The sequence below is a fragment of the Luteibacter sp. E-22 genome (assembly GCF_049913125.1).
Classification (GTDB): domain Bacteria; phylum Pseudomonadota; class Gammaproteobacteria; order Xanthomonadales; family Rhodanobacteraceae; genus Luteibacter.
Genome location: NZ_CP183975.1, coordinates 1656599 through 1681979, shown reverse-complemented (window position 1 = coordinate 1681979; position 25381 = coordinate 1656599). Strand labels below are relative to the sequence as shown.

At 65.9% G+C, this 25381-nt stretch carries 19 protein-coding genes; 11 read left to right on the top strand and 8 right to left on the bottom strand.

Annotation, left to right across the window (positions count from 1 at the left end):
- Positions 1-77 precede the first annotated feature (77 nt).
- A complete protein-coding gene (locus tag ACN9M2_RS07395; protein ID WP_426287452.1) occupies positions 78-2063 on the top strand; it encodes a CocE/NonD family hydrolase in 1986 nt (661 codons plus the stop codon).
- A gap of 6 nt (positions 2064-2069) precedes the next feature.
- Here the strand turns inward: ACN9M2_RS07395 and ACN9M2_RS07390 are convergent, their stop codons facing one another.
- The 3 genes from ACN9M2_RS07390 to ACN9M2_RS07380 are packed head-to-tail and all read right to left on the bottom strand — an operon-like array spanning position 2070 to position 4418.
- Positions 2070-2399 (bottom strand): hypothetical protein, encoded by a 330-nt coding sequence (locus tag ACN9M2_RS07390; RefSeq protein WP_426287451.1) that lies wholly within the window; start codon positions 2397-2399, stop codon positions 2070-2072.
- A 14-nt stretch (positions 2400-2413) separates the two neighbouring features.
- Positions 2414-3181, bottom strand: a complete 768-nt coding sequence (locus ACN9M2_RS07385) for a LytR/AlgR family response regulator transcription factor (RefSeq protein WP_426287450.1) — start codon at positions 3179-3181, stop codon at positions 2414-2416.
- A complete protein-coding gene (locus tag ACN9M2_RS07380) occupies positions 3174-4418 on the bottom strand; it encodes a sensor histidine kinase (RefSeq protein ID WP_426287449.1) in 1245 nt (414 codons plus the stop codon). Before ACN9M2_RS07380 ends, ACN9M2_RS07385 begins: the two co-directional genes overlap by 8 nt.
- Before the next feature lie 199 nt (positions 4419-4617).
- On the opposite strand from ACN9M2_RS07380, the gene ACN9M2_RS07375 reads away from it, so the two are divergent.
- Positions 4618-4959 (top strand): hypothetical protein, encoded by a 342-nt coding sequence (locus ACN9M2_RS07375; RefSeq protein WP_371024884.1) that lies wholly within the window; start codon positions 4618-4620, stop codon positions 4957-4959.
- Between the two features lie 4 nt (positions 4960-4963).
- Here ACN9M2_RS07375 and ACN9M2_RS07370 read toward each other — a convergent pair whose 3' ends face one another.
- The 4 genes from ACN9M2_RS07370 to ACN9M2_RS07355 all read right to left on the bottom strand — a co-directional run bounded on the left by ACN9M2_RS07370 (position 4964) and on the right by ACN9M2_RS07355 (position 12491).
- Complete coding sequence (locus ACN9M2_RS07370) at positions 4964-6367, bottom strand: chloride channel protein (protein WP_426287448.1); 1404 nt, start codon at positions 6365-6367, stop codon at positions 4964-4966.
- Between the two features lie 79 nt (positions 6368-6446).
- The gene (locus ACN9M2_RS07365; RefSeq protein WP_426287447.1) at positions 6447-7406 is read right to left on the bottom strand and encodes an LD-carboxypeptidase; all 960 of its coding nucleotides are present in this window, start codon (positions 7404-7406) and stop codon (positions 6447-6449) included.
- A gap of 74 nt (positions 7407-7480) precedes the next feature.
- Positions 7481-11296, bottom strand: a complete 3816-nt coding sequence (locus ACN9M2_RS07360; protein WP_426287446.1) for a YadA-like family protein — start codon at positions 11294-11296, stop codon at positions 7481-7483.
- A gap of 151 nt (positions 11297-11447) precedes the next feature.
- Complete coding sequence (locus tag ACN9M2_RS07355; protein WP_426287445.1) at positions 11448-12491, bottom strand: helix-turn-helix domain-containing protein; 1044 nt, start codon at positions 12489-12491, stop codon at positions 11448-11450.
- Positions 12492-12837: 346 nt separating this feature from the next.
- Between ACN9M2_RS07355 and ACN9M2_RS07350 the strand changes: the two genes are divergently transcribed.
- The gene (locus tag ACN9M2_RS07350) at positions 12838-14580 is read left to right on the top strand and encodes a M28 family metallopeptidase (protein ID WP_426287444.1); all 1743 of its coding nucleotides are present in this window, start codon (positions 12838-12840) and stop codon (positions 14578-14580) included.
- 161 nt (positions 14581-14741) lie between these two features.
- On the opposite strand, the gene ACN9M2_RS07345 is transcribed toward ACN9M2_RS07350, so the two are convergent.
- Complete coding sequence (locus ACN9M2_RS07345; RefSeq protein WP_426287443.1) at positions 14742-16169, bottom strand: porin; 1428 nt, start codon at positions 16167-16169, stop codon at positions 14742-14744.
- 294 nt (positions 16170-16463) lie between these two features.
- Here ACN9M2_RS07345 and ACN9M2_RS07340 point away from each other — a divergent pair, with 294 nt between their 5' ends.
- The 8 genes from ACN9M2_RS07340 (at position 16464) to ACN9M2_RS07305 (ending at position 25371) form a co-directional block, all read left to right on the top strand.
- On the top strand, positions 16464-18734 hold the full coding sequence (locus tag ACN9M2_RS07340; protein ID WP_426287442.1) for a TonB-dependent receptor: 2271 nt from the start codon (positions 16464-16466) through the stop codon (positions 18732-18734).
- A gap of 358 nt (positions 18735-19092) precedes the next feature.
- Entirely contained in the window at positions 19093-19275 is a 183-nt protein-coding gene (locus ACN9M2_RS07335) for a hypothetical protein (protein ID WP_306847627.1), read from the top strand.
- A gap of 33 nt (positions 19276-19308) precedes the next feature.
- A complete protein-coding gene (locus tag ACN9M2_RS07330) occupies positions 19309-19644 on the top strand; it encodes a hypothetical protein (RefSeq protein ID WP_306847629.1) in 336 nt (111 codons plus the stop codon).
- 5 nt (positions 19645-19649) lie between these two features.
- Positions 19650-20024 carry a GntR family transcriptional regulator gene (locus ACN9M2_RS07325; RefSeq protein WP_426287441.1) on the top strand — a complete coding sequence of 125 codons (375 nt, stop codon included), beginning with the start codon at positions 19650-19652 and terminating at the stop codon, positions 20022-20024.
- Positions 20021-20878 (top strand): ABC transporter ATP-binding protein, encoded by an 858-nt coding sequence (locus ACN9M2_RS07320; RefSeq protein ID WP_426287440.1) that lies wholly within the window; start codon positions 20021-20023, stop codon positions 20876-20878. Before ACN9M2_RS07325 ends, ACN9M2_RS07320 begins: the two co-directional genes overlap by 4 nt.
- Positions 20875-21843 carry a hypothetical protein gene (locus ACN9M2_RS07315; protein WP_426287439.1) on the top strand — a complete coding sequence of 323 codons (969 nt, stop codon included), beginning with the start codon at positions 20875-20877 and terminating at the stop codon, positions 21841-21843. Before ACN9M2_RS07320 ends, ACN9M2_RS07315 begins: the two co-directional genes overlap by 4 nt.
- Positions 21844-21906: 63 nt before the next feature.
- Positions 21907-23115 carry a serine hydrolase domain-containing protein gene (locus tag ACN9M2_RS07310; RefSeq protein WP_426287438.1) on the top strand — a complete coding sequence of 403 codons (1209 nt, stop codon included), beginning with the start codon at positions 21907-21909 and terminating at the stop codon, positions 23113-23115.
- A gap of 66 nt (positions 23116-23181) precedes the next feature.
- Positions 23182-25371: a pilin gene (locus tag ACN9M2_RS07305; RefSeq protein WP_426287437.1), complete on the top strand. Its 2190-nt coding sequence runs from the start codon at positions 23182-23184 to the stop codon at positions 25369-25371.
- Positions 25372-25381: the final 10 nt, after the last annotated feature.

Genomic DNA, 25381 nt, shown 5'->3' with positions numbered 1-25381 from the left:
CATGCATTTACCTGCCGGGGACATTTTGCCAGACTCGATGAACCGCCCCTGAAAAACAGGCCTGCCCGATGCGACCGATGCGCCCTGCCCTCCACCACGTCAGGACCGCGTTGTCGGTCGGCGTGGCTTCCGTTTGTCTCGCCCTCGTGGCCGGCCCCGTCGCCGCACAGCAGACCGTGCTGACGCCCGAGCAGAAGGCGACCATCGCCAAGCGCAACGACATCGAGCGGCAACTCGAAGCCATCGCCGTGGTCGACCGCAAGGTGATGGTGAAGATGCGCGACGGCAAGCGCATGGCGGCCGACGTGTACCGGCCGAAGGACGCCTCGGGCAAGGTACCCACCATCTTCGTGCGCACGCCGTACAACTTCAATTTCTGGGACGTGAAGCTCGGCGCGCCGCGTGACATGAGCCGCCAGCTCGCGGCGGTGAAGCGTGGCTATGCCTACGTCGACATGAACGAGCGCGGCCACTATTTCTCCGAGGGCAACTACGAAATCCTCGGCGCGCCGCTCAGCGACGGCGTCGACGCCATTCGCTGGATGACCTCGCAGCCCTGGTCGAACGGCAAGGTGGGTACCACCGGATGCTCGTCCACCGCCGAATGGCAGATGGCCGTCGTCGCGCAGAACACGCCGGGCCTCGCCACGTTCAACGTGCAAGGCTTCGGCGCCGGCGTGGGCCGCGTCGGCCCCTACTACGAGCAGGGCAACTGGTACCGCGGTGGTGCCGTGCAGATGCTCTTCATCGACTGGCTCTACAAGGAACAGAACCAGGTACGGCCGGTGTTCCCGGCCAACCTGTCGCAGGCCGACCTCATCCGCGCGTCGAAGATGTTCGACCTCGATTCGCAGCCGCCGGAGCCCGATTGGGACAAGGCGTTCTGGGTACTGCCCGAGAAGGACATCATGAAGTCCGTCGATGGCCCCAAGGGTATCTTCGCCGATGCGATGGACGTGCCGACGGGCGGCAACATGATCGCGCGCACGCCCAACAGTCCCGCCTGGTACAAGGGCGGCCTGTGGCACGACGACATGAAGATCGACAAGCCCGGCCTGTGGTTCATGAGCTGGTTCGACGTGTCGGTATCGCCCAACCTCGCGGCCTACAATCATGTGCGCGCCACGGCGTCCAAGGAGATCGCGGACCAGCAGTACGCGATCATCGCGCCGGTGCTGCATTGCGCCTATACGCGTGCGACCGAGCACACCGTGATCGGCGACCTCGACGTGGGTGACGCGCGCTTCGATTACGAAGGCCTGGTCTTCGGCTGGTTCGACAAGTTCCTCAAGGGCGTGGACAGCCCCATCGTCGACAAGCAGCCCAAGGTCATGTACTACGTGATGGGCGAGAACAAGTGGCGCGATTCGCCGACGTGGCCTCCCGCGGGTGCCACCACGCGCGAACTCTTCCTCACCAGCGGCGGCAAGGCCAACACGCTGTATGGCGACGGCAAGCTCGTCGACGCGGCGGGCGGTACGGACCATCCTGACCAGTTCCTCTACGACCCGGCCAATCCGGTCACCACGCTCGGTGGCGGTGGGTGCTGCCAGGGCACGGCGGTGAAGTTCGGCTCGTTCGACCAGAACCCGCAGCTCGCCCGCAACGACATCCTCGTCTACGATTCGGAACCCTTCAAGGAAGGCACCGAGGTGAGCGGACCGATCACGGTCACGCTGTACGTGTCGTCGGACGCGAAGGACACCGACTTCACCTTCAAGGTGATGGACGTCTATCCTGACGGCCGCGCCTTCAACCTCACCGAGAACATCCAGCGCATGCGTTACCGCGAGGGATACGACAAGCCGCCGGTATGGATGAAGGACGGCGAGGTCTACAAGGTGACCTTCCAGCCGATCGACACGAGCAACTTCTTCTTCGCCGGCCACAAGCTCCGGATGGCCGTGTCGAGCAGCAACTTCCCGCGCTTCGACCGCAACCTCAACACGGGTGGCAACAACTACGACGAGGCGAAGGGAGTGATCGCGCACAATGCCGTGCACCACGATGCCGCCCATCCGTCGAAGATCACCTTCACGGTAGTGCCGCGAGGCAAACCGTAACCCGGATCAGACCGGCTTGCACCCGGCGGAGACTTTCTCCGCCGTGGGCGTCACGCACAGTGCGAAGCCCGCGGGCAGCCGGTCGACCAGTCGTTCCTCCGATACCGCCAGCGAGAAGGCCTTCACTTCGGCCGCACCATCGAACACGGTGTAGTAGCAGCGCCCCGCGCTGCTCGCCTGGCAGGCGAAGCGTGCGCGGCCCATGCGCACTTCCGTGCGGCTGTCCAGCGTGACCACGCCGTTCTCCTGGGAGGTCGCCACGATCGTACGGTTCTGCGCGTCGGTGCAGCCGGCGAGGTTCATGAAGCAATAGACGATGGCAAGGAACAGGCGCATGGAAGTCTCCTTCGTCACATGGCGCGGAAGATGGCCATGAACGGCTGGCTCACGCTCAGGGTTTCGGGGCGGCCGCGTAGCCGCAGGCAACCCTTGCCGGTGTCCTCGCGTTCCACCGAGGCGACCTGGCGCAGGTTGACGATCGTCGAACGGTGGATCTGCCGGAAGATCTTCGGGTCGAGTTGGCGGAGCAGGTCCCGGATGGGCCTCGTCAGCAGGGCGTCGCCCTCGGCGGTCGCCACCAGCGTGTATTTGTTGTCCGCGCGGAAATAGATCACGTCCTCGACGAGGATCAGGCGTGTCGCGCGTCCCGTGCTGGCGGTGAGCCACGTCAGGGGCTCGTCGGGCGGACGGTCGAAATGCGCGCCGATATCGCGCGCGATTCGCGCCGTCCGTTCCACATGCCGCGCCGCGTCGGCGAGGCGGCTACGCAGGCGGGCCACCGTCTGCGCGAGTCGATCCGACGTGACTGGCTTGAGCAGGTAGTCCACGGCGCCTCGTTCGAAGGCATCGACGGCGTATTGATCGTACGCGGTGATGAAGACGATCAAGGTGTCCGGGCTTGCCTCGGCAGCCGCCGCGGCCACTTCCATGCCGGTGAGTCCGGGCATGCGGATGTCGAGGAAGGCTATCTCGGGCCGGTGCGCCGCGATGGCTTCCAACGCGGCGCCTCCATCCTCGGCGACTTCCAGCACGTCCAGTTCAGGCCAGGCGATGGCGAGCTCGCGCTGCAAGGCGGCGGCGAGCAGCTTCTCGTCTTCGGCGACGATGCACCTAGGCATGTTCGACCACTCCCGTCACCGGCAACGTGATGGTCGCGGCGACACCATGGGGAAAATTGTTGCCGATCGAGAATGCCGCGGCGCTGCCATACATGAGGCGAAGGCGCTCGCGCAGGTTCTTCAGGCCGATACCCGTGCCCGCACCGTCGCTACGGAAGCCCATGCCGTCGTCGGCGACCGTCAGGGACAGGCCCGAGGCATCCACGCCCGCGCGGATCCAGATGCCACCACCACCCGGCTTCGGTTCGAGCCCATGCTTGATCGCGTTCTCGACCAGGGTCTGCAACATCATCGAAGGCATGGGCACTTTCAACGCATCCGCCGGCACGTCCGTATGCACGGCCAGGCGCTCACCCATGCGCAGGCGCATGATCTCCAGCCACGCGGTGGAACGTTCCAGTTCCTCCCCCAGCGTGGACAGCGAACCATCCGTGCGCGGCAACGAGCGGCGCAGGTAATCGATGAGGTGGCCGAGCATCCGGTCGGCGCGCGCGGGATCGGTGCGAACGAGCTCCTGCGCACTGGCCAGGGTGTTGTAGAGGAAGTGCGGTTCCACCTGCGCCTGCAGGAGGCCGAGCTGCGCGGCGGTCAACTCTTTCTCCATCGCGGTCTGGCGTACATCGGCACGCTCGCGATTGCGGCGTTCGGACAAGCGCTGCGTGGTGGCCCGTACCAGCGTTTCCACGCATTCCAGCGACGCGCCGCCGTCGGGATTGAACCAGTCGGTCCATGCGCCGCTGTCCGGCTCGCAAACGAACATCACGCTGCTCGACCCGTCCGTCGGCGTGATCGTGGCGGATATCTTCGTGTGGCGGTCGAGCGATGCCTGCCATTGCCGCCTCGCACGACCGCGAAGTTGCTCGTTGGCCTGCTGGCGGATGATCGCGCGCAACTGGAGCCCACCGCGTGTTCCGCTCACATCGTGCACGTTCGGCAGTTCCCGGATCACCTCGTCGACGATGGCGAAGGCCTCGTCGGCGGGATAAGGCACTTCCACGCGGCGGCGTTGCCGGTTGGATACGGTCTCCGCATCGACGCGGCCCGCGATCACCCGGACGCGGTAAAGATGGGTAACGCCGCGAGCCAGCGCCACGAGCAGGCCGACGAACCACGCCAGCGTGAATATCCATGGAAATTCACCGCGATTCCAGCCGGTTCCGGACCATACGACCAGTAGCACGCATAGTGCCGCCACCCACGCCGCGATGAGGCGTCCGAGGAACTTCAGGCTTGCCATCACATGTACTCCCACCCTGCATTGGCGTGGAGCATACGACGCGCTTCGCCCCGCCCGGCGCCGATTCCGACGAAACGCCGCATGCGCCGACGAAACGTCTTCCTTGCGCGGCGCAGCATGACCTGGGCCGCCCGATGGGCCATTCTCGGGAAACGGCTTTCGCGGTGGGGACCGCAAGCCACGACAAAGGGGTTACTGCATGGCCTTGTTGCTCGTCGTTTTCGCTGTCGTCGTACTCGCGATCTTCCTCGGCATCCGCACCTTGCCGAAGCATCATCCCGCCAACTGGCTGCTGGGCGTCGTCGGTGGGGCCTGCCTGGTCCTTGCCTGGTATGCGATCTTCCGTCCCATGTTGCTGGCTTCGGGCGGCGGCGATCCGTCGCTGGTCACGCTCGGCCTCACCGCCGCCGGCATCGTCTCGTGCGTGCTGGGCGTGGTCTGCCTCGGGGTCTGCGTGTGGCGCGATCCCGCCCGCTTCTGGATGCTCTCCATCGTCTTCATCGGCGTGATCGGCGCGACCCAGTTCACCGCCCTCGGCTGACGACCTACGGGACCACCCCGAAGTCGGTGGGCACGTGCACGCCGCGCCGTGCGATCTTCTCGGTCATGATCGTGTGCCGCATCATCAGCCCCGATACCAGGTAGGCGGTGGTGCAGGCGGCGAGCAAGGGCAACAAGGCGTGTGGCTGCATCGTGGTCTCGAAGACGAACACCGCCGAGGTCATCAGCGCACGCGAAGCACCGGCGAACAAGGCCGCCATGCCGATCAGGGCGGCCATGTGCGGGTCCACGTGCAGCGGCGGCCACGCGGCCAGCGCCCATCCACAGACACCGCCCAGCGCTCCACCGATGGTGAACAGAGGCGCCAGCGTGCCGCCCGACGTGCCGCTGCCGAGCGCCACCGACCATGAAAGGAGCTTGGCCACGGCCAACAGCGCCATGGCCATGATGCCGAGGTGGCCGGAAATGACGTCGGTGATGTTCTCGTAGCCCACGCCGAGCGTCCCGGGCATCACGTAGCCGACCGCGCCGACCACCAGCCCACCCAGCGCCGGCCACCACATCCAGTGGATGGGCAGCTTTTCGAAGGCGTCTTCGATACCGTAGGCGAGGCGCGTGATGAAAACCCCGGCGACACCCATCACCATCCCGAGCAACGCATAGACCACCAGCGCTTGCGGCGCGACGGCGGCGAGCGCGGGCATGGGAAAGACCGGACCCGGGCCTTCCAGCGCGAAACGCACGCCCGTACCGGTCGCCGCCGCCAGTGCCACCGGCAGCAGCGAGCGCGCCCGGCGTTCGAACAGCAGCAATTCGATGCTCAACAGGACGGCCGACACCGGTGCGCTGAAGATCGCCGCCATGCCGGCCGCGGCACCGGCGGCCAGCAGCGTCTTGCGTTCGTCGGCCGTCACGGGAAGGCGCTGGCCCAGCAGCGAGCCGAGCGCACCGCCCGTGGCGATGATCGGCCCCTCCGCACCGAACGGACCGCCGGTTCCGATCGCGACCGCCGACGACAGCGGCTTGAGCCAGGTCATGCGGGCGGGGATGCGGCTCTCGTTCGTCAGCACTTGCTCCATGGCCTCGGGAATGCCGTGCCCGCGGATGGCACGCGATCCCCAACGGGCCATCGCACCGACCACCAGGCCGCCGGCGACGGGCACCACGATCACCCATGCGCCGAGATGATGGCCTGCCGGCCGGCCGAACGCGGTGCTCCATGTCTGGTGGAACGCGAGGTTCGTGATCAAGCCGATCAGCATGGTCAACAGCTTCGCGACGACGCCCACGACCAGCCCGAGCAGGATGGCGAGGACACCGATGTACAGCACGCGCGTGCCGAGCAACGGAAGCCGCGTCGGCATGTGGGCGTCGACCAGCGACTGGTCCAACGACGGGGCGAGCGGAATCGCCGCACGATCGTGCGGTGTGTGAAGAGGATCGGTCATGGGGGCTACACGGTGGGAAGCGGCGTGCAAAGACTAGCGGGATCGCGGCGCAGTGGCTGGCTGGCAGATGAACGGCCGCTCAGGCCGGCGCGGTCGACCCGTCGAGGGAGGCCCCGGCATGGCGGTAGTCGAACACCGCCAACGTCGCGGCACCCGCGACCACTTCCAACGATGCGTGGCCGCCGAACGGAAGCGTCCACTTGTCCGGACCATGTCCGAAGGAAAGGCCGCGCAGCATCGGCAGGCCACAGGCACGAGCGAAACGCTCCAGCGCATGGTCGATGTCATAGCCGTTGTCGTACTCGCTGATGCGCTGGCCACCGAGCCCGCCGATGAGGATCGCGCGCTGGCGGTCGAGTACTCCCGCCAGCTTCAGTTCGTACAGCATGCGTTCGACCCGGTAGGCCTGCTCGCCGGTTTCCTCCACGTAGAGGATGCCGCCGTCGATCCTGGGCAGGTAAGGCGTGCCGATCAGGCTGCACAGCGCGGAGAGGTTGCCACCCCAGAGCGTGCCTTCGACGAGCATGTCGTGTTGCTCGTCGCCACAGGCCCAGCTCATTTCCGTTCGCGGCGACAGCACCGTATGCCAGAAATGCCGCCAGGTGTTTTCGCGCAGGTAACCCTGGCCGAAGTCGCGCACGAGCATGGGCCCGTGCAACGTACCGATCGCACTGCGGGCATAGAGCGCGCACTGGAGCACGGTGAAATCGCCGTGCCCCACCAGCACGCAGGATTCGTCGAGGAAACGGGCGGCAAGGCCGTCGTAGTCCAGCCGCTCGAGCAAGGCGATCGCGCCATAGCCACCGCAAATGGCCATGACGAGATCGGGCAAGGGCCGGTCGGTTCTCGCCAGCTGGTTGATGTCCGCGGCGCGCTCGGCGTCGCCGCCGGCGAACCGCAGCATCACGCGATCGGCCACGTCGCCGCCATGGACGGTATGTCCGGCGGCTTGCAGCCGTTCAATGCCCCGCGCGCAGGCGGCACGGTCGTCCGCGTATCCGGAGGGGGCAATGAGCCGTATATCGAGTCGTGTCGGCATGTCTGGCAATGGATGATTCGGCCTAGCAATACCTCGACCGCCCCGAGAAGGCAATCGAAAGGTGCCGGACGACCTCACCATTCCATGCCGGCGCCAACGCTGAAACCCGCATCGCCACGCGAATTCGCCGACCCACTGAGCTTGTAGACCCAGCCTCCCCCGTCCGTGACCGTGGAAATACCGACGGCGATGCCCGACTCGCCACGGAAGGTGCCTCCCGCCACCGCGGCCATGTTGCGTCCCGGCGTCGTGGCCTGCGGAAGCCCTGCCATGGCCATCGCCGAGGCGACGCCCGCGCTGGCCCGGTTGTTCGTACGCTCGATGTCGCGATCGATCGCGCCCACCCGTTCATCGGTATAGCGGCGCGACCAGTCGGCCACCTGGTCCAGCTGGCCCACGTTCGCCGCATCCGTGGCGGCGGTACCGGGCGCCACGTTGTGCACGGCGGTTGGCGCACCGGGCGAGCCGAGGGTGACATTGCCGCGGTCGACGCTGCCGTCCGGCCGCGTGTCGTAACCCACGCTGCCTTCGCGCACGGCGTTCACCTGCGCCACGTTGGCCGCGTCCGTGCCGGCGGTACCCGCCGCCACGTTCGTTACTTGTCGTGTCGCGCCCGCCGCACCCACCGACACGGTATTCGCGCGATCGGCGACCGAACCCGCACCGATCGCCACCGAATTGGCGGCGGTGGCCTGGGCGCCGTTGCCGAGCGTCGCGCTATCGGTTCCGCTGGCGGTCGACCCGGCGCCCACGGCGATGGTGTTGCCGCCATTGGCCGAAGCCGCTGGCAGGTTGTTGGAGTTGTTCACGCTGAGGCCGATGCTGCCCCCATGGGTACCGCCGCCCTGCAAGGCCTGGATACTCGTGTACAAGGCGAGATTGCTGTAGACGTTCGAGGCGTTCTGGGTCCAGTCCCACAATTGGCCGCCATTGATCGCCTGGGCGCTGCCTTGCGCGACGCTGCCGGCCGCCAGGTTTCCGATAAGCGTGGCGGCGCCGCCCGCGTTGAGCGTGACACTCGTGTGGGAGACGTCGTCGTATTGCACGGCCGATGCGCCGATGCTGCCGGCGAAGTCGGCCACCGCACGCAACTGGCGAACATTCACGGCATCGGTATCGGCGCTGCCGCCAGCCACGTTCGCGATCTGCCGCTCCGTTCCCGCACTGCCCACCGACACCACGCCTTGCACAGGCACCGCGACGCCGCTGAATGCCTCGTTGCCACCGCCAACGCGATCGGCCACCGAATCGCTGCCGATGGCGACGCCACCCTGGACGGAAGCCGACGCCCGCGCACCCAGCGCCACCGCACCGGTGCCACTGGCATTGGCCTGGGCGCCCGCCGCCATGGCGTCGTCGCCGGAAGCTTGCGCCGCGCCACCCAAGGCGATGCTCTCATTGCCTGTCGCGTCGGCCGCCACGGCGCTTGATTGGACGTCCAGGTACGGCGACAGTCCGGCCGCGATGGCATTTACCCGGCCATTCAAGGCGAAGACCGAGTCGTCGAGGGACGTGAACGCATCGCCGGCATTGGCGAACGAGGCCGACGAGACGTTGCCGCCCGCGTCCACCGGGCGCAACGCATACGCCGGCGCGGTGAAGATCGCGGTGACGGGATCGAACGCCGCGCCGCCACCCAGGTAACCCGCGAGGGCCTGGGTGATCGATCCGACCTGGGCACCGTTGACGGCATCCGAACTCGTCGGAGCGAGGCTTCCGGCGGCGAGATTGTGCAGGGCGACGGCGGTACCGGAGCCATCGCCGACCAGCGTGAGCGAGTTAAGCGGGTTGCCCGCGCCGTCGTCATCGTAGAGCACCGCCAGACGACCCAGATCGGTCAGGTCGGTGGACACCGCGCGCAGCTGGGCAACGTTCGCCACGTCGGTATCGAGGGTTCCCGCGGCGATGCCGGTGACCTTTCGGCCGCCGAGATTCACCTCACCTAGCGAGGTTTGCGGAGCGGTCAGGCCAAAAGCCGTGTAACCGGTTTCGGCACCGACACTGGTGGCCGACCCGTTGCCGATGGCGATGCTGTCAGCGTGCGACGCGGTCGCTCCGTTACCGATGGCGATGGCATTGTTCGACGACGCCTTCGTGGCGCCGCCGATGGCGATGGATTCCGAGCCCGTGGCCGAAGGCAAGACGCCGGTGGAATTGATCGCGACGTAATCCACGCCATTGGTATAGAACGTGTTGAGCCGGAGATTGAGGTTGCCGATGGAGGTACCGAGATCGGTGAAGGTGCTGGTGACGTCGGCGTGCGAACCGACGCTCACCGCTCCCGCCGCATCGACGTGCGTGACGTTGAACGTCGGCGCGGTAAATACGCCGGAGGGGCTGGCAGCCGTGGTGCCGCCCAGGAAGGTCGCCACCGCCTGGTTGGTCGTATTGAGCTGTGCGCCGTTGACGGCGTCCAGGCTGCCGGCGGCGAGCGATCCCGCCGCGAGGTTGTGCACGCCCACCGCGCCCGTGCCCGCGCCGACCAGGGTCACCGAGTTCGTCGGCAAGCCGCCGCCATCGGGGTCGTAGGTCACCGCGAGTGGATCGAGCGCGGAGACTTGCGAGATCGCACCCTGGAGTTGCAACACGTTCACGGCATCGTAGCTGTCGGTACCCGCGGCAACGTGGGTAAGTTGGCGTTCGTTGCCCGTGCTGCCGATGGACACGGCACCGACGGATGTCTGTGGCGCGGCAAGTCCGAACGCGACGTAACCCGCGGCGGCGGCGCGATCGGCCACCGACGCGTTGCCGAGCGCCACGCTGTTCACCTGCGACGACGTGGCATTCGCGCCGACGATCGTCTGCGCATTGGCCGTGCCCGAGGCGCTGTCGCCGATCACCACGGAGTTGCCCTTGCGCGTGGCGAAATCGTTGGTCGGCACGCCGGTCGGGTCGTTCGGATCGTTACGGCCCGAGCCCGGAAACACGGTGTTGGCGTCCTCCGCCGGGAGGGTATGGCTGGCACCGCGGCCGATGACCACTTCCTGCGAACCGTTCGCCGTCGCCTTGTCGCCGACGATCACCTGGTTGTCCTGGGCGGGATTCACGGCCCAGCAACGCACCAGCGGAATACCCAGCAGGCTGGCGCAATCGGACGACCAGGCAGGCGCGCCACTGGGCAGCAGGATGCCGCCACCGCCGGCGAAGAAGCCGTCGGTCCCTCGGTTGATGTTGGTGATGTAGCTTGCCGACGTGACGCCACCAAGCAGGGTCAGGTGCTGGTTCTGCCCCATGAGGGTGCCGTTGATCGCCGTGGAGGCAGGCGTGAGGTTGACCAGGCTGAGGCTACCGATGCCGATGGTCTGGAAGGTACCGGTCACATTGACGGCGGCGAGGTTCAGCGCACCGCTGCTCAGGTATTGCGCGTTGGGGTTGAGCAAGGAGGTGAGCGTGGGTGACAGGGCGCCACCGACATTGCCGACCAGGCCACCGGTTCCCAGGATGAGACCGGCGGGATTGGGTTCGGCCGGCAACGGATAGCGGGGATCGCCCGGGGCGATCGCCATGGGTGACACGATCGGGCCCGTGGACGCATACGGGATCGAGGTGAACGCCGCACGCATCGAAGGCGAGGTCGCGAGGATGCCTTGCATCGCGAGGGTGGCCGCGGTGTCGTCCTCGTCCTCTTTCGTGACGTCGGCCGCCGTATCGGGTGTCGTCGTGGACGCCGTGCTGGACGTGGGTGTATCGGTGGGTGCTTCTCCGGTCGACGTGCTTGTGACGGGTGCCGGTGGTGGCGTCGACGCGCCACTCGCTTGCACTTCTTGGCCCAGGGCGTCGGTCACGAAGAACGAGGTGACCAACATCATCGCCGCATGCGCCGCCACGCGCCGATACAGGCGCGCGCACCGCGCGGCGCGCCCCGACAGATCGAGGATCCGAAGATTCATGTTTCTCCCCTGACGAACGGTCGACCGCGTCGTGCGCGGACGGTTCGATTAGAGGAGCACCCAAGGTATGGGGCTGATCAATTGCGGCAACGGCGTAGTGGAATGCGGCAATGCGCTAATCGGAAACGGCACCTCCCTGTGCCGCGATGCATCACCAACCGTCGTATTCCTCGACCGCGGTGAGGTCTTCGGTCGGGGAGCTGCGAGTGAGCGTTTCACGTGGTTGTTCGCCGAACACGCTGCGATACTTTTCCGCGAAACGCGACAGGTCCCACATGCCGCAACTGAGCGCGACCGATTTCACCGAACGACGGCCGGCTTCCGCCGTCACCAGGCTGCGATGCGCCGTGCACAGGCGAAGCATCGCCAGGTAACGGTTGGGCGGAATGCCCAGCAGGTCGTCGAAGGCATAACGCAACCCGCGCTCACTCGCACCGGCCGCCTGGCAAAGCTCCTGTGAATAGATATCGCGACGCAGGTTGGCCCGCATGAAGCGTTCGGCCCTGCGCACCACCTGATAATGGGCACGCCTGCCACGCGACGCCACCGGCCGCTCCTCGGGCGAGGAGGCCAGGGCGACGCGGATATGCTCGTCCAGCAGATCCTCGATGGGACCCATGACCGGATCTCCCCCCTCTTTCACCTGGGTTGAGATCTGCCGGTACGCGCGCTTGAGATGACCGGAATGCACCGAGAAGAGGCGCAGGCGCTGTGCGGCCATGTCGACATCGGCGTGGTCGGAAGCCAGGAAGCGCGAGCGAAAGCGTGCGTACGGAGCCACCACCATGGTGAAGCGCGTACCGCGTTCGAACATGAAGTCGGTGGGAGTCCCTCGCAACAAGGTGACCGCCATGTCCGACTCGACGGTGATGCCCTGGCACCAGCTGCGCTCGCCGGCCTCATGCAGGTAGACGAGCATGCAGGCGTCTTCGGGAACCGTCAGCGAGCCGCGAACGTCGAAGTCGATATGCGCCGTGAGATAGGTCACGCCATCCTGCATCTTCGATGCGATGCATGCGCGAGGTCGCGCAGGGCTCAAGGTCAACAAGTCCACTTCGCAAAGACCCAGCGAAGCACCCAGTGTCACCAGATCGTAGTCTTCCAGACCAAGCACATCGGAAGGACGGCTCATGCGATTACCTCCCTGCGGATTGACCTCGTCGTCGTCATCTTCATCGACGGGAACGGACTCCATTGCGGATACCGTTTCCCGGCAACGCCCCTGTCGTTGTCCGTATTTTTCCGGACACACCCCATGACACACATCTTCCACCCCCGCGTCATACCGCAGGCACTGGACCCGCGGTCTTGCTCCATGCGCCGAACCACTCCCTTCCGAATGAAACCATCGGCGCTGCCTATAACTAACGGTGTATGGGAGCAAATGCCAGTACTTTGTGAATTTGCCGATTCAGCGTATCGACCTTACAAACCCCTGGAAGACTTGGCAGAACTAGTGCTTGGGACAGGGTGGGCAGCCGGGGCTCCGCTGCGGCTACACTCGGTGCCGTGTTTCCAGTCCCTAAGGGAAAGCCCCGACGATGCGACGCCTCGTTCTCGCCTGCCTGACCGCCCTCACCCTGGCCGCCTGCCAGTCCCACGATGAAGACAAGACCGCCCAGGCGCCCGCGCCCGCGCCGGCCGGTCCCTCCACCGCACCACCGCCGCCGTTGCCCGCCGTGGCCAACGAGCATCACGAGTTCAGTCCCCAGATCACCGGCGGCGATTTCTCCGCACATTTGCGCGTCATCTCCTCGGACGAGTACGAAGGGCGCAAACCCGGCACGCTGGGCGAGCGGCTCACTACGAACTATCTCATCGAGCAGTTCAAGCGGATGGGCCTGGAGCCGGGCAACAAGGGCGACTGGATACAGAGCGTTCCCGCGGTCTCCACCGCGTTGAATGGCCAGGATTCACTCACGCTCAACGTGGCCGAAGGCGGCGGCAACGAAGGCTTCGCCTTCGGCAAGGACATGGTCGCAGGCACGCTTCAGGCGAAGGCCGATGTCGACCTGAAGGACTCCGACATCGTCTTCGTGGGTTATGGCGTGGACGCGCCCGAAGCGCAGTGGAACGACTTCGACGGCATCGACGTGAAGGGCAAGACGCTGGTGATCCTGGTCAACGATCCCGGCTGGGACGGCAAGGACCCGAGCCTGTTCAAGGGTCGTGAAATGACCTACTACGGTCGCTGGACCTACAAGTACGAAGAAGCCGCCCGGCAAGGCGCCGCCGCGGCCTTCATCGTTCACCAGACCGAACCGGCCGCCTACGGCTGGAACGTGGTGCAAAGCGGCTGGACCATGCCCCGGCTGGACCTCCCCGAGAGCGAAGATCCGGCACCACGCCTGCCCGTCGCGGGTTGGCTCACCCATGAGGCGGCCCAGCGCTTGTTCGCCAAGGCCGGCAAGAACTTCGACGAATTGGCGAAACAGGCGGACGTGCGGGGGTTCAAGGCCGTACCGCTGGACGCGAAAGCCTCGATCCACCTCCAAAGCACCATCTCCCATTCGCTCAGCAACAACGTCATCGGCATGATCAAGGGCAGCGAGAAACCCGACGAGGCGATCGTCTACAGCGCGCACTGGGACCACCTCGGCCGCGACCCGGCGCTCAAGGGCCACCAGATCTACAACGGTGCGATCGACAACGGGACCGGCATCGCCGCGTTGCTCGAGATCGCGGGCAAGTTCGCGCAGGACAAGCCCAAGCGCTCGGTGATCTTCGCCGCCGTGACGATGGAGGAGTCCGGCCTGCTCGGGTCGAAATACTACGTGGCGCATCCGCCCTTCCCGCTAGCGAAGACCGTCGCGGACATCAACATGGACGCCCTGCCGATCACCAGCCCGACCCGGGACATGGAAGTGGTGGGGCTAGGCCAGGGCGACCTGGAAGATACCTTCGCCGAGGTTCTCAAGGCCGACGGCCGCGTCGTCAGCGGCGACGCGTCGCCCGAAAAAGGCCATTACTTCCGTTCCGATCACTTCAATTTCGCCAAGGCCGGCGTGCCCGCGCTCTCCGCCGGTGGCGGCATCGACATGGTGAATGGCGGAAAGGCCGCCGGCGAGGCCGCCGAGACCGACTACGTGAAGAACCACTACCACCAGCCCACCGACGTCTACGACATGCGCTGGAACTTCGATGGCGTGACACAGAACGTGAAGGCGTTCTACGCCCTCGGCGAAAAGCTGGCCAACAGCGAGATGTGGCCAGCCTGGAAGGACGGTAGCGAGTTCAAGGCGGTACGCGAGAAATCGCTGGCGGCCGGCTCGAAGAAGAAATAAAGCCACTCTATTGTGGGAGCCGCTTCAGCGGCGATTGGGGCTTGCCTCAACCCTGCCCGCTACCGCGGGATCGCCGCTGAAGCGGCTCCCACCAGGTTTCGTGAGAACCGCTTCTTGGTGGGAGCCGGCTCCCACCGGGTTCGGTCTTTCTCTTTCCTTCGTCAGTAATTCACCTGCAGCTGCACCCGCAGCAACTGCCCGTCGATCTTGCGGTACGGTGCGGCGCTGACATCGGTGCGGCGCATGTTCGCGTAGGCCACCGCCAGCTCGATCGCGTTCGACGGCTGCCACTCGACGCCGGCCTCGAGTTCGTCGACTTCCATCCGCGGTGCGTTCGTGTCGAACTTGGCCGCGCCGCGATAGGTCTGCCATTTCGCATACGGCATCAGCGAACCGAAGCCGCCGTCGAACTTGTACATCACCTGCGCGTAGCCGCCGCGCAGCGACTTCGTACGCACCATGCGCCGGGCGATGTCGAGTTCCGGCCCCTTGCCCACGGTCCACTCGGCCTGGAACCCGAACGGCTGCGGGTAATACACGACATGCGCGGCCACGCGGCGATCCGTCGATCCCGCCTCCGGCGCATCCACGCCCGGCGTGAACGTTCGGCCGTCGATCGTCGCGGCGCCCGTGCTCACCTTGTAGCGGCCCGAGTAGGCATCGGCGCCGACCTCGAGATACTGCCCGTTGGCGAACTTGAACGGATACGAGAAGTGGACGACGGAATGCAGCTGGTCGTTGCGATCCGGGCGGTTCGCGCCCTGCCCGTTATAGACGCCGAAACCGATCACGCCGTAGTCGCCCGAGCCCTTGAGGCCGGACTTCTGTAGATAGGCGAAGCGCTCCTTCGCCACCGTCGGCGACCAGTACGCGAACACGCCGAGGTCGCGCTCGTCGCGCACGCCGGAATTCAACGCGTCGGCACGGTCGAGGGCAAGACGGTTCTGGCTCGATTGCAGGTCCTCCCAACCGTACGGGACCTTGGATTGACCCGCGCGAATGCGCCAGGTCTTGTCCTTGGTGAGCCAGAGGTCGGCATACGCGTCACGCAGCTGGGCGAAGTTGGTAGTGCTGGAGCCCGACGGGGTACTGGCGAGGTCGGGCTGGATGTAGATCGACATGTTGTCGGTGACATCGCCGCTGATGACGACGCGCGCACGGCGAATGCCGAAGCCTTGTTCGCGGCCGATGAAGCGGTCGCCCGGCGACTTGAGATCCTTGGCGTCCTCGCCGAGTTCCTGGTTGTAGCGCATCTGCACGTAACCGCGGATGCCGATCTTCTCGTACCAGGCCTTGGCCGACGACGACGCGGGTTTGGCCGCGGCGATGGCGGGAGACGAGGAAGGAGCGGTGCCGGCCGTACCGGTGGCCGGCGCGGCGGCCGTTCCCGTCGCCCCGCTCGCCGCCGGGGCCGTCTCGTCGCTCGCCTGCACGAACCGGCCCAGGCGCTGACGGCCCGGACCCGGCTCCGCGAAGATCTGCCGCGTGTTCGTATCGACGTACAACTCGACGGCTGCCTGGGGGGCGCCCTCGGCGGCCGCGGTACCGCACATCGTCCAGAAGGCGGCGGCCAGGGGAAGTCTCTTCATCGCGCTCGTGCTCCGAATGGATTGAGAAAAACCTCAAACGTCGCCGATAACGCGCCTAAAAGTGGCAAACAGCGTTATCCGCTTCGATCCGGCGCACGTTAACGTCCGCGCATTTCACTTACATGACACCCGCCGCTCCATGTGGCAGCGGGCCGTTACCGCAGCGCAACACTTTCGTCATGACGGTGACACAGGGGATAATTCCCGCCAGACGCGCCCTCGCCAGGGGACGACGGCCCCGCCGTCGTCGGCGAGGCACTCTCACCCAAGTCCTATCCAGGCGGAAACCACAACATGTCTCTCGCAAGCTCGCGCCGCATGCCGCGACGTCTCGTCATTGCCTTGTCCATCGCCACGGCGCTCACCGCTGGCACGGCCATCGCCCAGGACGCCTCGTCCAACACGCAGCCGTCCAGCGCTCCGACCCGGACGGCCACCCTGCAGACCATCAACGTGACCGCGGAAAAGCGCACGGAAGACCTGCAGAAGGTGCCCATCTCGATGACGGTGGTGACGGCCGAAAAGCTCGAGTCCTTCGGCCAGGCAGGTGATGGCGTGCTGCAGCTGGCTTCGCGCGCACCCAGCGTGTACGCCGAGACGTCCTATGGCCGCGAGTTCCCGCGCTTCTACATCCGCGGCCTCGGCAATAGCGACTTCGACCTCAATGCGTCGCAGCCGGTGTCGATGGTTTACGACGACATCGTCCAGGAAAACCCGATCCTCAAGGGTTTCCCCCTGTTCGACCTCGAACAGGTCGAGGTGCTGCGCGGCCCGCAGGGCACCTTGTTCGGCCGTAACTCCCCTGCCGGCGTGATCAAGTTCGAATCGCGCAAGCCCACGCAGGAAACCGAAGGCTACGCGCGCGTCTCCTATGGTTCGTACGGTACCGCCAATGCGGAAGCCGCGATCGGCGGCAAGATCAGCTCGAGCTGGTCGGGCCGCGTCTCCGCCCTCGCCCAGCACCGCGACGGTTGGATCGACAACGACTACACGGGCAAGAAGGACGACCTGGGCGGCTACAACGATCGCGCCATCCGCCTGCAGGCGCTGTACAAGGCGACGGAAGACTTCGACGCGCTGATCAACGTGCATGGCCGCTGGCTCGACGGCAGCGCGATGGTCAACCGCGCCAACTCGATCACCCTGGGCGGCGACCAGTTCGTCCCCGGTTTCGACCGCGATTCCGTCTCGCAGGACGGCCGCAACAAGCAGCACCTGTTCACCTGGGGCAGCAACCTTCACCTGAACTGGCACTTCGGCGATCTCAACTTCGCCTCGATCACGGGCCTGGAACGCGCGACCACGTACAGCCTCGGCGACGTCGACGGCGGCTACGACGCATCGGGCACGCCGGCGAAGGCCAGTTTCACCAACCGCGTCACGCCGTTCTACTCCGAGACCGCCGATGCGCTGCCGAAGGACCGCCAGATCACCCAGGAATTCCGCCTTTCCAACGACAGCGCCGAGCGCCTGAAGTGGCAGGTGGGCACGTACTACTTCGACGAAGACATCGCGATCACCAACTTCTCGTACGACACGCTGAACAACCATGTCCTCAATGGCTGGGTGGACCAGAGCCAGCGCACGAAGGCCTGGGCCGTGTTCGGTTCGGCCGATTTCCAGTTCACCGACGAGTTCGACGTGCGTGCCGGCGCGCGCTGGTCGCACGACAAGCGTGACTTCAAGGCCGAACGTTTCCTCGGCTTCACCGGCCCGGTGGGCCCGCTCACCTCCGACCCGACCGACGCACGCTGGAGCGGCGACCTGACCGGCACCTGGCAGTTGTCGAAGAACGCGAACGTCTATGCGCGCATCGCCAACGGCTTCCGCGCACCGAGCGTTCAGGGCCGCATCAACTTCGCCAACAGCATTTCCACGGCGAAGCCGGAGACGATCACCTCGTACGAGATCGGCTTCAAGTCGACCACCGACGACAACAAGCTGCGTTTCAACGCCGACGTCTACAAGTACAACATGCACAACCAGCAGCTCACCGCCGTGGGTGGTGCGACCAACGTCACGCAGCTGATCAATGCGAAGAAGACCGAAGGCTACGGTGCCGAGTTCGATCTCGAGGCCTACCTGACGCCGCAGTTCTACATGACCGCCGGCGGCAGCTACAACCATACGGAGCTGAAGGACCGCAACCTCGCGGTGGCACCGTGCGGCGGCGGCTGCACCGTGCTCGACCCGCTCAACGCGACCGGCAATGCGTTGATCGACGGCAACGTGCTGCCCAACGCGCCGAAGTGGATCGGCACCTGGACCGCGCGCTATGGCATCCCCTATGGCGAGAGCGGCGAGTTCTTCGTGTACACCGACTGGAACTACCGTAGCGAAGTGAACTTCTTCCTGTACGACTCGCAGGAGTTCCGCAGCAAGCCGTTCCTCGAAGGCGGCATCCGCATCGGCTACAACTGGGAATTCGGCAAGCGCGAGATCGCCCTGTATGGCCGCAACATCACCAACAAGAAGGTGATCACCGGCGGCATCGACTTCAACAACCGCACCGCGTTCGTCAACGATCCGCGTGTGGTGGGCGTGGAGTTCCGCGCGGAGCTGTAACGGGTTTCGCGGTGGATGGGCTAGCGGCCGGCTCCTTCGGGGGCCGGCCGCTTTCGTTTCTGGCCGCGCTGCCGCGCGGATCGCCGACCAAGGTCGGCTCCCACCAAGCGGCGGCAGCATGCCCCTGTGGGAACCGACCCTGCCGGCGACAGGACCCTCCCGAGGCGATGCCCGCCTAAACCTTTCCCGCCAAACCCGCATCAGAACGGGTGCCACAGACGCACCCCACCAGCACAGCGCCTCACGGCATAGGCCATAAGTCATAGGGGATTTAACGAAATTCCCGTTGACGACCGAAAATCTGGTGTTATAGTTCACTACAACACCGGTCACCCAGACCACTACTGGAGAGAGCACCATGAAAAGCCCCAACTACATCGCCCTGGCCGCCTCGTTCGCCATCGCCACCGCCGCCCTGGCCGTCTTCAGCAGCACCTCGACCACCGCAGCCCCGCTGACCGAGATCAACGGCGCCAAGGTCACCGACCTCGCTCCCATCGTCGTCTACGCCGACGCCGGCGCGAACGTCGCCTCCCTCTAACCGAGTCATGTAACAAGTCATCGGAGTCGTCCCATGAAAGCGCCGAACCTCATCGCCTTGACCGCTTCCATCCTGATTGCCGGCACCAGCGTGTTCGCCCTGCGCTCCTTCGATGACCGCGCCGCCGCGATGCTCGCCGCGCCGCACTTCGTCAACGGCATCCATGTCGTCGACCTGCCCTCGCTCGAAGTGCGGCCCACCGACGCCGATGTGCGCGAGGCCATGCTCCTGGGCGAGGCCACACTCGATTCGGCCGCGGCCGCACTGAAGCGCAGCGCCGAAGACCGTGCCGCCGCGCTGATCGGTGCGCAGCTGGCCATGCCCTACTATTCGTTCGGTAACGCACTGCGCCACACGGCGAAGGAATGACATACATGTCCATCACCTGGAACGACAGCGTCCCGATCTACCGCCAGCTCCGCGAACGCGTGGTGGCGATGATCCTGGATGGCGCCTTGAACGAAGGCGATCCGCTGCCGTCGGTACGCCAGGTCGCGGGGGATTTTCAGATCAACCCGCTGACCGTATCCAAGGCGTACCAGGAGCTGGTCGACGAACAACTGGTTGAGAAACGGAGGGGTCTTGGCATGTTCGTGATCGATGGGGCGCGCGACGCGCTGCTCAAGAGTGAAAGGGAGCGCTTCCTGCGCGAGGAATGGCCGGCCTTGTTCGCCCGCCTGCAGCGCATGGGCCTCGATCTCAAAACCCTGATGCGTGAAGCCACAGGCTCCACGGAGGACCCGTCATGACCGCGGTCGTTACCGCCACTGGCCTGACCAAGCGCTACAAGTCGTCGCTGGCCCTGGATGGCGCCACGTTCCAGATCGGTTCGGGCCGCATCGTCGGCCTGATCGGACCGAACGGTGCCGGCAAGACCACGGCGTTGAAGGCCATCCTGGGCCTGACCACGTTCGACGGCCAGCTCAATGTCCTCGGCCTCGACCCGCGCAAGGATCGCGACAAGCTGATGGAGCAGGTCTGCTTCATCGCCGATGTGGCCGTGCTGCCGCGCTGGTTGAAGGTACGCGACGCGGTCGATTTCGTCGCCAATACCCACCCCCGCTTCGACCGAGCCAAGTGCGACGCCTTCCTGGCCCGCACGAAGCTGCAACCGGGACAGAAGGTGAAGCAGCTTTCCAAGGGCATGATCGTGCAGTTGCACCTCGCCCTGGTGATGTCGATCGACGCGAGGCTGCTGGTACTGGACGAACCGACGCTGGGCCTGGACATCCTCTACCGCAAGCAGTTCTACCAGTCGCTGCTGGAAGACTACTTCGACGAGGAAAAGACCATCCTGGTCACCACCCACCAGGTGGAGGAGATCGAACACATCCTCACCGACCTCATGTTCATCCGCGATGGCAAGATCGTGCTCGACACCGACATGGACAGCCTGGGCGATCGTTTCGCCGAAGTGCTGGTCGGCGCCGAATTCGCCGCGGCGGCACGCGAACTGAAGCCGCTGGACGAACGCCAGGTCTTCGGCAAGAGCATTTTCCTCTTCGACAACGTCAGCCGCCCGCAACTGGAACAGTTGGGCGAGGTACGGCGACCGTCGATCGGCGACCTCTTCGTCGCCACCATGAAGGGCACCTACGCATGAAAACCTTCTACTGGCTGGTCAAGCGCGAGTTCTGGGAACACAAGGGCGGCTTCTTCTGGGCACCCGTGGTCACCGGCATCGTGTTCCTGGTACTCAATGCCATGGGCATCATCCTCGGCGAGGTGTTCGGCCGCCGATCCAACTGGGGCGGTTTCAAGTACAACGGCGACCTGCACTTCCAGGGCAGCAACATCTCCCCGGAAGACCTGCACAACGCGGGCGCCGGCATCGACATCATGCTCTATGCCATCGCAGGCATCGTCCTGGCCGTGACCGCGATCGTGGTGTTCTTCTACTGCCTCGGCGCCCTGTACGACGACCGCCGCGACCGCAGCGTGCTGTTCTGGAAGTCCCTGCCGCTGTCCGATACCTCGACGGTGTTGTCCAAGGTCGTCAGCGCCATCCTGCTCGCTCCCGCGATCGCGGTGGTGGTCGGCGTGATCGTCGGGCTGGCCCTGGCCATCCTGGTGGCCATCGTGGCGACGATGCACGGCATCGGGGTATGGAGCCTGCTGATGGAAGCGCATCCGTTCCGGGTCGTGCTCAACCTGGTGCTGCTGATCCCGCTGTACGCCGTCTGGGCGCTGCCGACGATCGGCTGGCTCCTGCTCTGCTCCTCGTGGGCCCGTGGCAAGCCCTTCCTCTGGGCGATCGCCCTGCCCGTCGGCGCCGGTGTCATCGTCTCCTGGTTCGGCCTCATGGGCATGGCGGGGCAACCGAGCGGCTGGTTCTGGAAGAACGTGGTCGGCCGCATGCTGGGCAGCCTGATTCCCGGCGGCTGGGTGGGTAACGCATCCCCGCTGGTGGTACCGAGCCACGACGACCCGGCCGCGGTACTGGAGGCCCTGGACCTGTCCTACCACTACAGCGCGCTGGCCAGCCCGTCCTTGTGGATCGGTGCCGCGGCAGGCGTGGCGATGATCGCCGGCGCCATCTGGTTCCGCCGCTGGCGCGACGACAGCTGATGAGATGACAATCGCGACGGCTCCTTCGGGAGCCGTCTTCTTATCGAACGGGGAGAAGTCGCCATGTTTCGTACCGGTCTTCTGTTTTCCTGTCTGTTGCTCGCCCTGCCCGCCGCTGCCGCCGACAAGCCGCTTCGCGGCACGGCCCTCGACCAGCGCGTCGCCTTCCTCATGAAAGAAGCGAAGGTGCCTGGACTGGCGGTGGCCATCATCGAGGATGGCAAGGTCGTCTCGGTGAAGGCCTACGGCCAGCGCGACGTCGAGCAAGGGCTCCCGCTGACCACCGACACCGTCATGTATGCCGCGTCGCTCACCAAGGCCGCGTTCGCCTACGCGACCATGTCGCTGGTCGACGCGGGCACGCTGAAGCTGGACGCCAGCATCGCCGACGACCTGCCCAAGCCCCTCCCGGACTATCCGAAGTACGCCGACCTCGCCGGCGACGAGCGCTGGCGGCGACTCACGCCATCCATCCTGCTCAGCCATCGCACGGGCTTTCCCAACTTCCGCTTCTGGCAGCCCGGCAAGGACTACGACCCGAACGGGAAGCTTTCCTTCTATTTCGATCCCGGCACCCGCTTCGGTTACTCAGGCGAAGGCATCAACCTGATGCAGTTCGTGCTGGAGAACGGCAAGTCGATCGACGTCGACACGTTGATGAAGAACCGCCTGTTCGAGCGCTACGGCATGACCCGCACCAGCATGACCTGGCGCGACGACTTCGCGGGAAACCTCGCCATCGGCTATGACGAAGAAGGCAAGCCACTCGGGCACAAGAAGCGCGAATCGGTCCGCGCCGCCGGCTCGATGGACACGACGATCACCGACTACGCACGCCTGCTCGCGGCCATGTCGCGCGGCGACGGCCTGAAGGCCGCCACATACCGCACCTGGTTGAAGCCGGTGGTGCGTATCCGTTCCGTGCGGCAGTTCCCCACCATCGGGCTGGCGGACAGCCACGACAACGATTCGATTTCGCTGGGTTACGCCATCGGCGTGGGGACGTTCGAGTCACCGCGTGGCCCGGCGTTCTTCAAGGAAGGCCACGACGACGGCACCAACAACCTGTTCGTCTGCCTGGAGCGGTCGAAGACCTGCGTGCTCCTGATGAGCAACAGCTCGCGCGGCGAATCGATCTTCGCCTACCTGCTGGACGATGTCCTGGGAAAGACCTGTTTCCCCTGGTACTGGAACAGCTATATCCCCTACGACCGGCCGGAACTCCGCTCGCAACCGGTCGTGCCGGATCGGCATCCCGCGTGCGCGATTTGAAGCGGAGGCGCTGCTATCCTCTTCGCCGCCCGGCAGGAGCCGGATGAACCCAGGGGATAGAGCGCAATGATTGCCTGCCGTACCGTCTTGCTGTCCGCCGCCATCGTCGCGGCGCTCGGCCTCGCCGCTTGTCACAAGAAAGACGAAGCACCCGCCGCGGACCCGAAAGCCGTCGCCGCCGCGCAGGCGGCCATCGCCTCACCGGCCTGGCTGCGCCAGCACCTGCCCGCACAGACCGTCGCCTACCTGCGTATCCCGTCGCCCTGGGCGGCGATCGGGGGCGTTCCCAACGGCCGCCCGCTCGACGCCGCCCTGTCGTCCAAGGCCCATCTCGACACCGTCGCGCGCATTCGCGAAAGCATGGCCAAGGACAAAGTGCTCGCGGATCTCAAGCTCGCGCCCGTCGTGAACCTCCTCCTGGGCGACCTGCGCTCGCCGGTGGAAGCCGCCCTGATCGATCCACTCGGCATCCCGGCGCCTACCTCCCGCGTGGTCCTCACCGCCATGCTCGATGTCCCGTCGATCGAGGCGTTCAACGCACGCGTCGCATCGCTGGACACGACCTCGCCACTACTCGCCGCACCGCTCGACGCGCAAGGCAACGGTCAGCTCACCGGTGGCGGCGCCATCCGCTACGTCGTTGCCGAACACCGCCTGTGGGTGACCCAGTCGGCACAGGAGCCGAGCGACAAGACGAAGCTCGATGAAGTGATCGCCACCATCGGCAAGTCCGCATCGGCGACGGCACCCGCCACCCTGGGCACGCTGGAACAGCGTATCGATACCTCTGGCGAAGGCCTGTTCGGCTGGGTCAGCGTTCGCGGTGTCGGCGGTGTCGCCGCGGCGCAGGCCGGCGATTCCCCGTTCGGCAAGCTGCCCGCCGACTTCGCGTCCAAGGCCGACGCCATCGCGTTCGGCGGCGGTACGGTCGACGGACGGGCGCAATTTCGCGTCATCCTGCACGCGCCACAGGCTCGCCTGCTGCAATACCTCGCCCCACACGCGTTCGCGCCCGACCTGAAGGCGGCCGGCGAGCCGCGCTGGGCGATGACGCTGTCACTGCCGGATGCCAAGGCGTACAAGGCCTTCGAGGACAACCTCAACCTCGACTTCGGTCAGGACGCCGCGAAGAGCTATCGCACCGGCGTGGCGAAGATCAAGGACCGCTATGGCGCCGAGCCGGCCGACTGGTTCCGCTGGTTCGGGCCGGAATTCCTCGTGTTCTCCGACGACGCGGGCCTGTTCTTCGCCATGCGCACACCCGACCGCAAGGACTGGTACGCGCGGATAAACACCCTGGCGGCCAAGGGATGGAAGACCGGCGTGTCGACGGTCGACGGCACCGAGGTGCACTGGTTGTACATGCCGGGCCCGGGCACGGAGGACATGCCGGCCGACGCCGACCCCTCGTTGAAACCGCTGCTGGCCCTCACCGGCCGCCTCGGTGGCCGCTCGTATTGGGTCGAGGACGGCGACTGGATCGTCATGGCGAAGGTGCCCCAGGCACTGGCCGACCGTGCCGCGGCAAAACCGGAGACCTCGCTCGACGACTGGTTCAAGGCACGCGCCTATCCCGGCAACCGGACCCTCATCGGCTATACCGCCACCAGCCGCGATGCCCAGCGCGAGGCCTATTACAGCTACCTGCAGATCCTGCAGTTCCTCGGTGCCGCCTCGGGGGCGGACGTGGATATCAGCCGCCTGCCTTCCGCCCATACCCTGAACCTCCCGGAGAAGGGCGTGATCGGCGCGGCTGTGGAGGTCGATCCGGAAACGCTTGCGATCTCGTTCACCTACGAGCAAAGCCCGGTCGAGCTGGTCGGTTCGGTGGGCGGCATGGGTATCGTGGCTGGCACGGCCATCATGGCGGCCATCGCCGTGCCGCAGTACCAGAACTACACGCTGCGCAGCCAGGTCAGCGGGGCGCTTGCCGCCGCGGATACCGTGAAAGTCGCGGTGGCGGAGCACCGGCAGAGCACGGGCAAGTTCCCGGCCAGCAACAAGGCCGCCGGCCTGGGTGCGCCGGAAAGCCTCGGCAACGATTACGCGGGGTCGGTCGAAGTGGGCCCCGGCGGCGAGATCGTCGTCACCATGGACGCCACGCCGCCGCATAAGACCGACGCGCGGCTGGATTCCGCCACGCTGGTGCTGACGCCGCGGGTGGAGGGGCACACGGTCTCGTGGGGCTGCTCCGGCGAGGGCGTGGACGCCAAATACCTGCCGGCGAGCTGCCGGGACGAGCCACTGCTGCCCTGACGGCATGGGC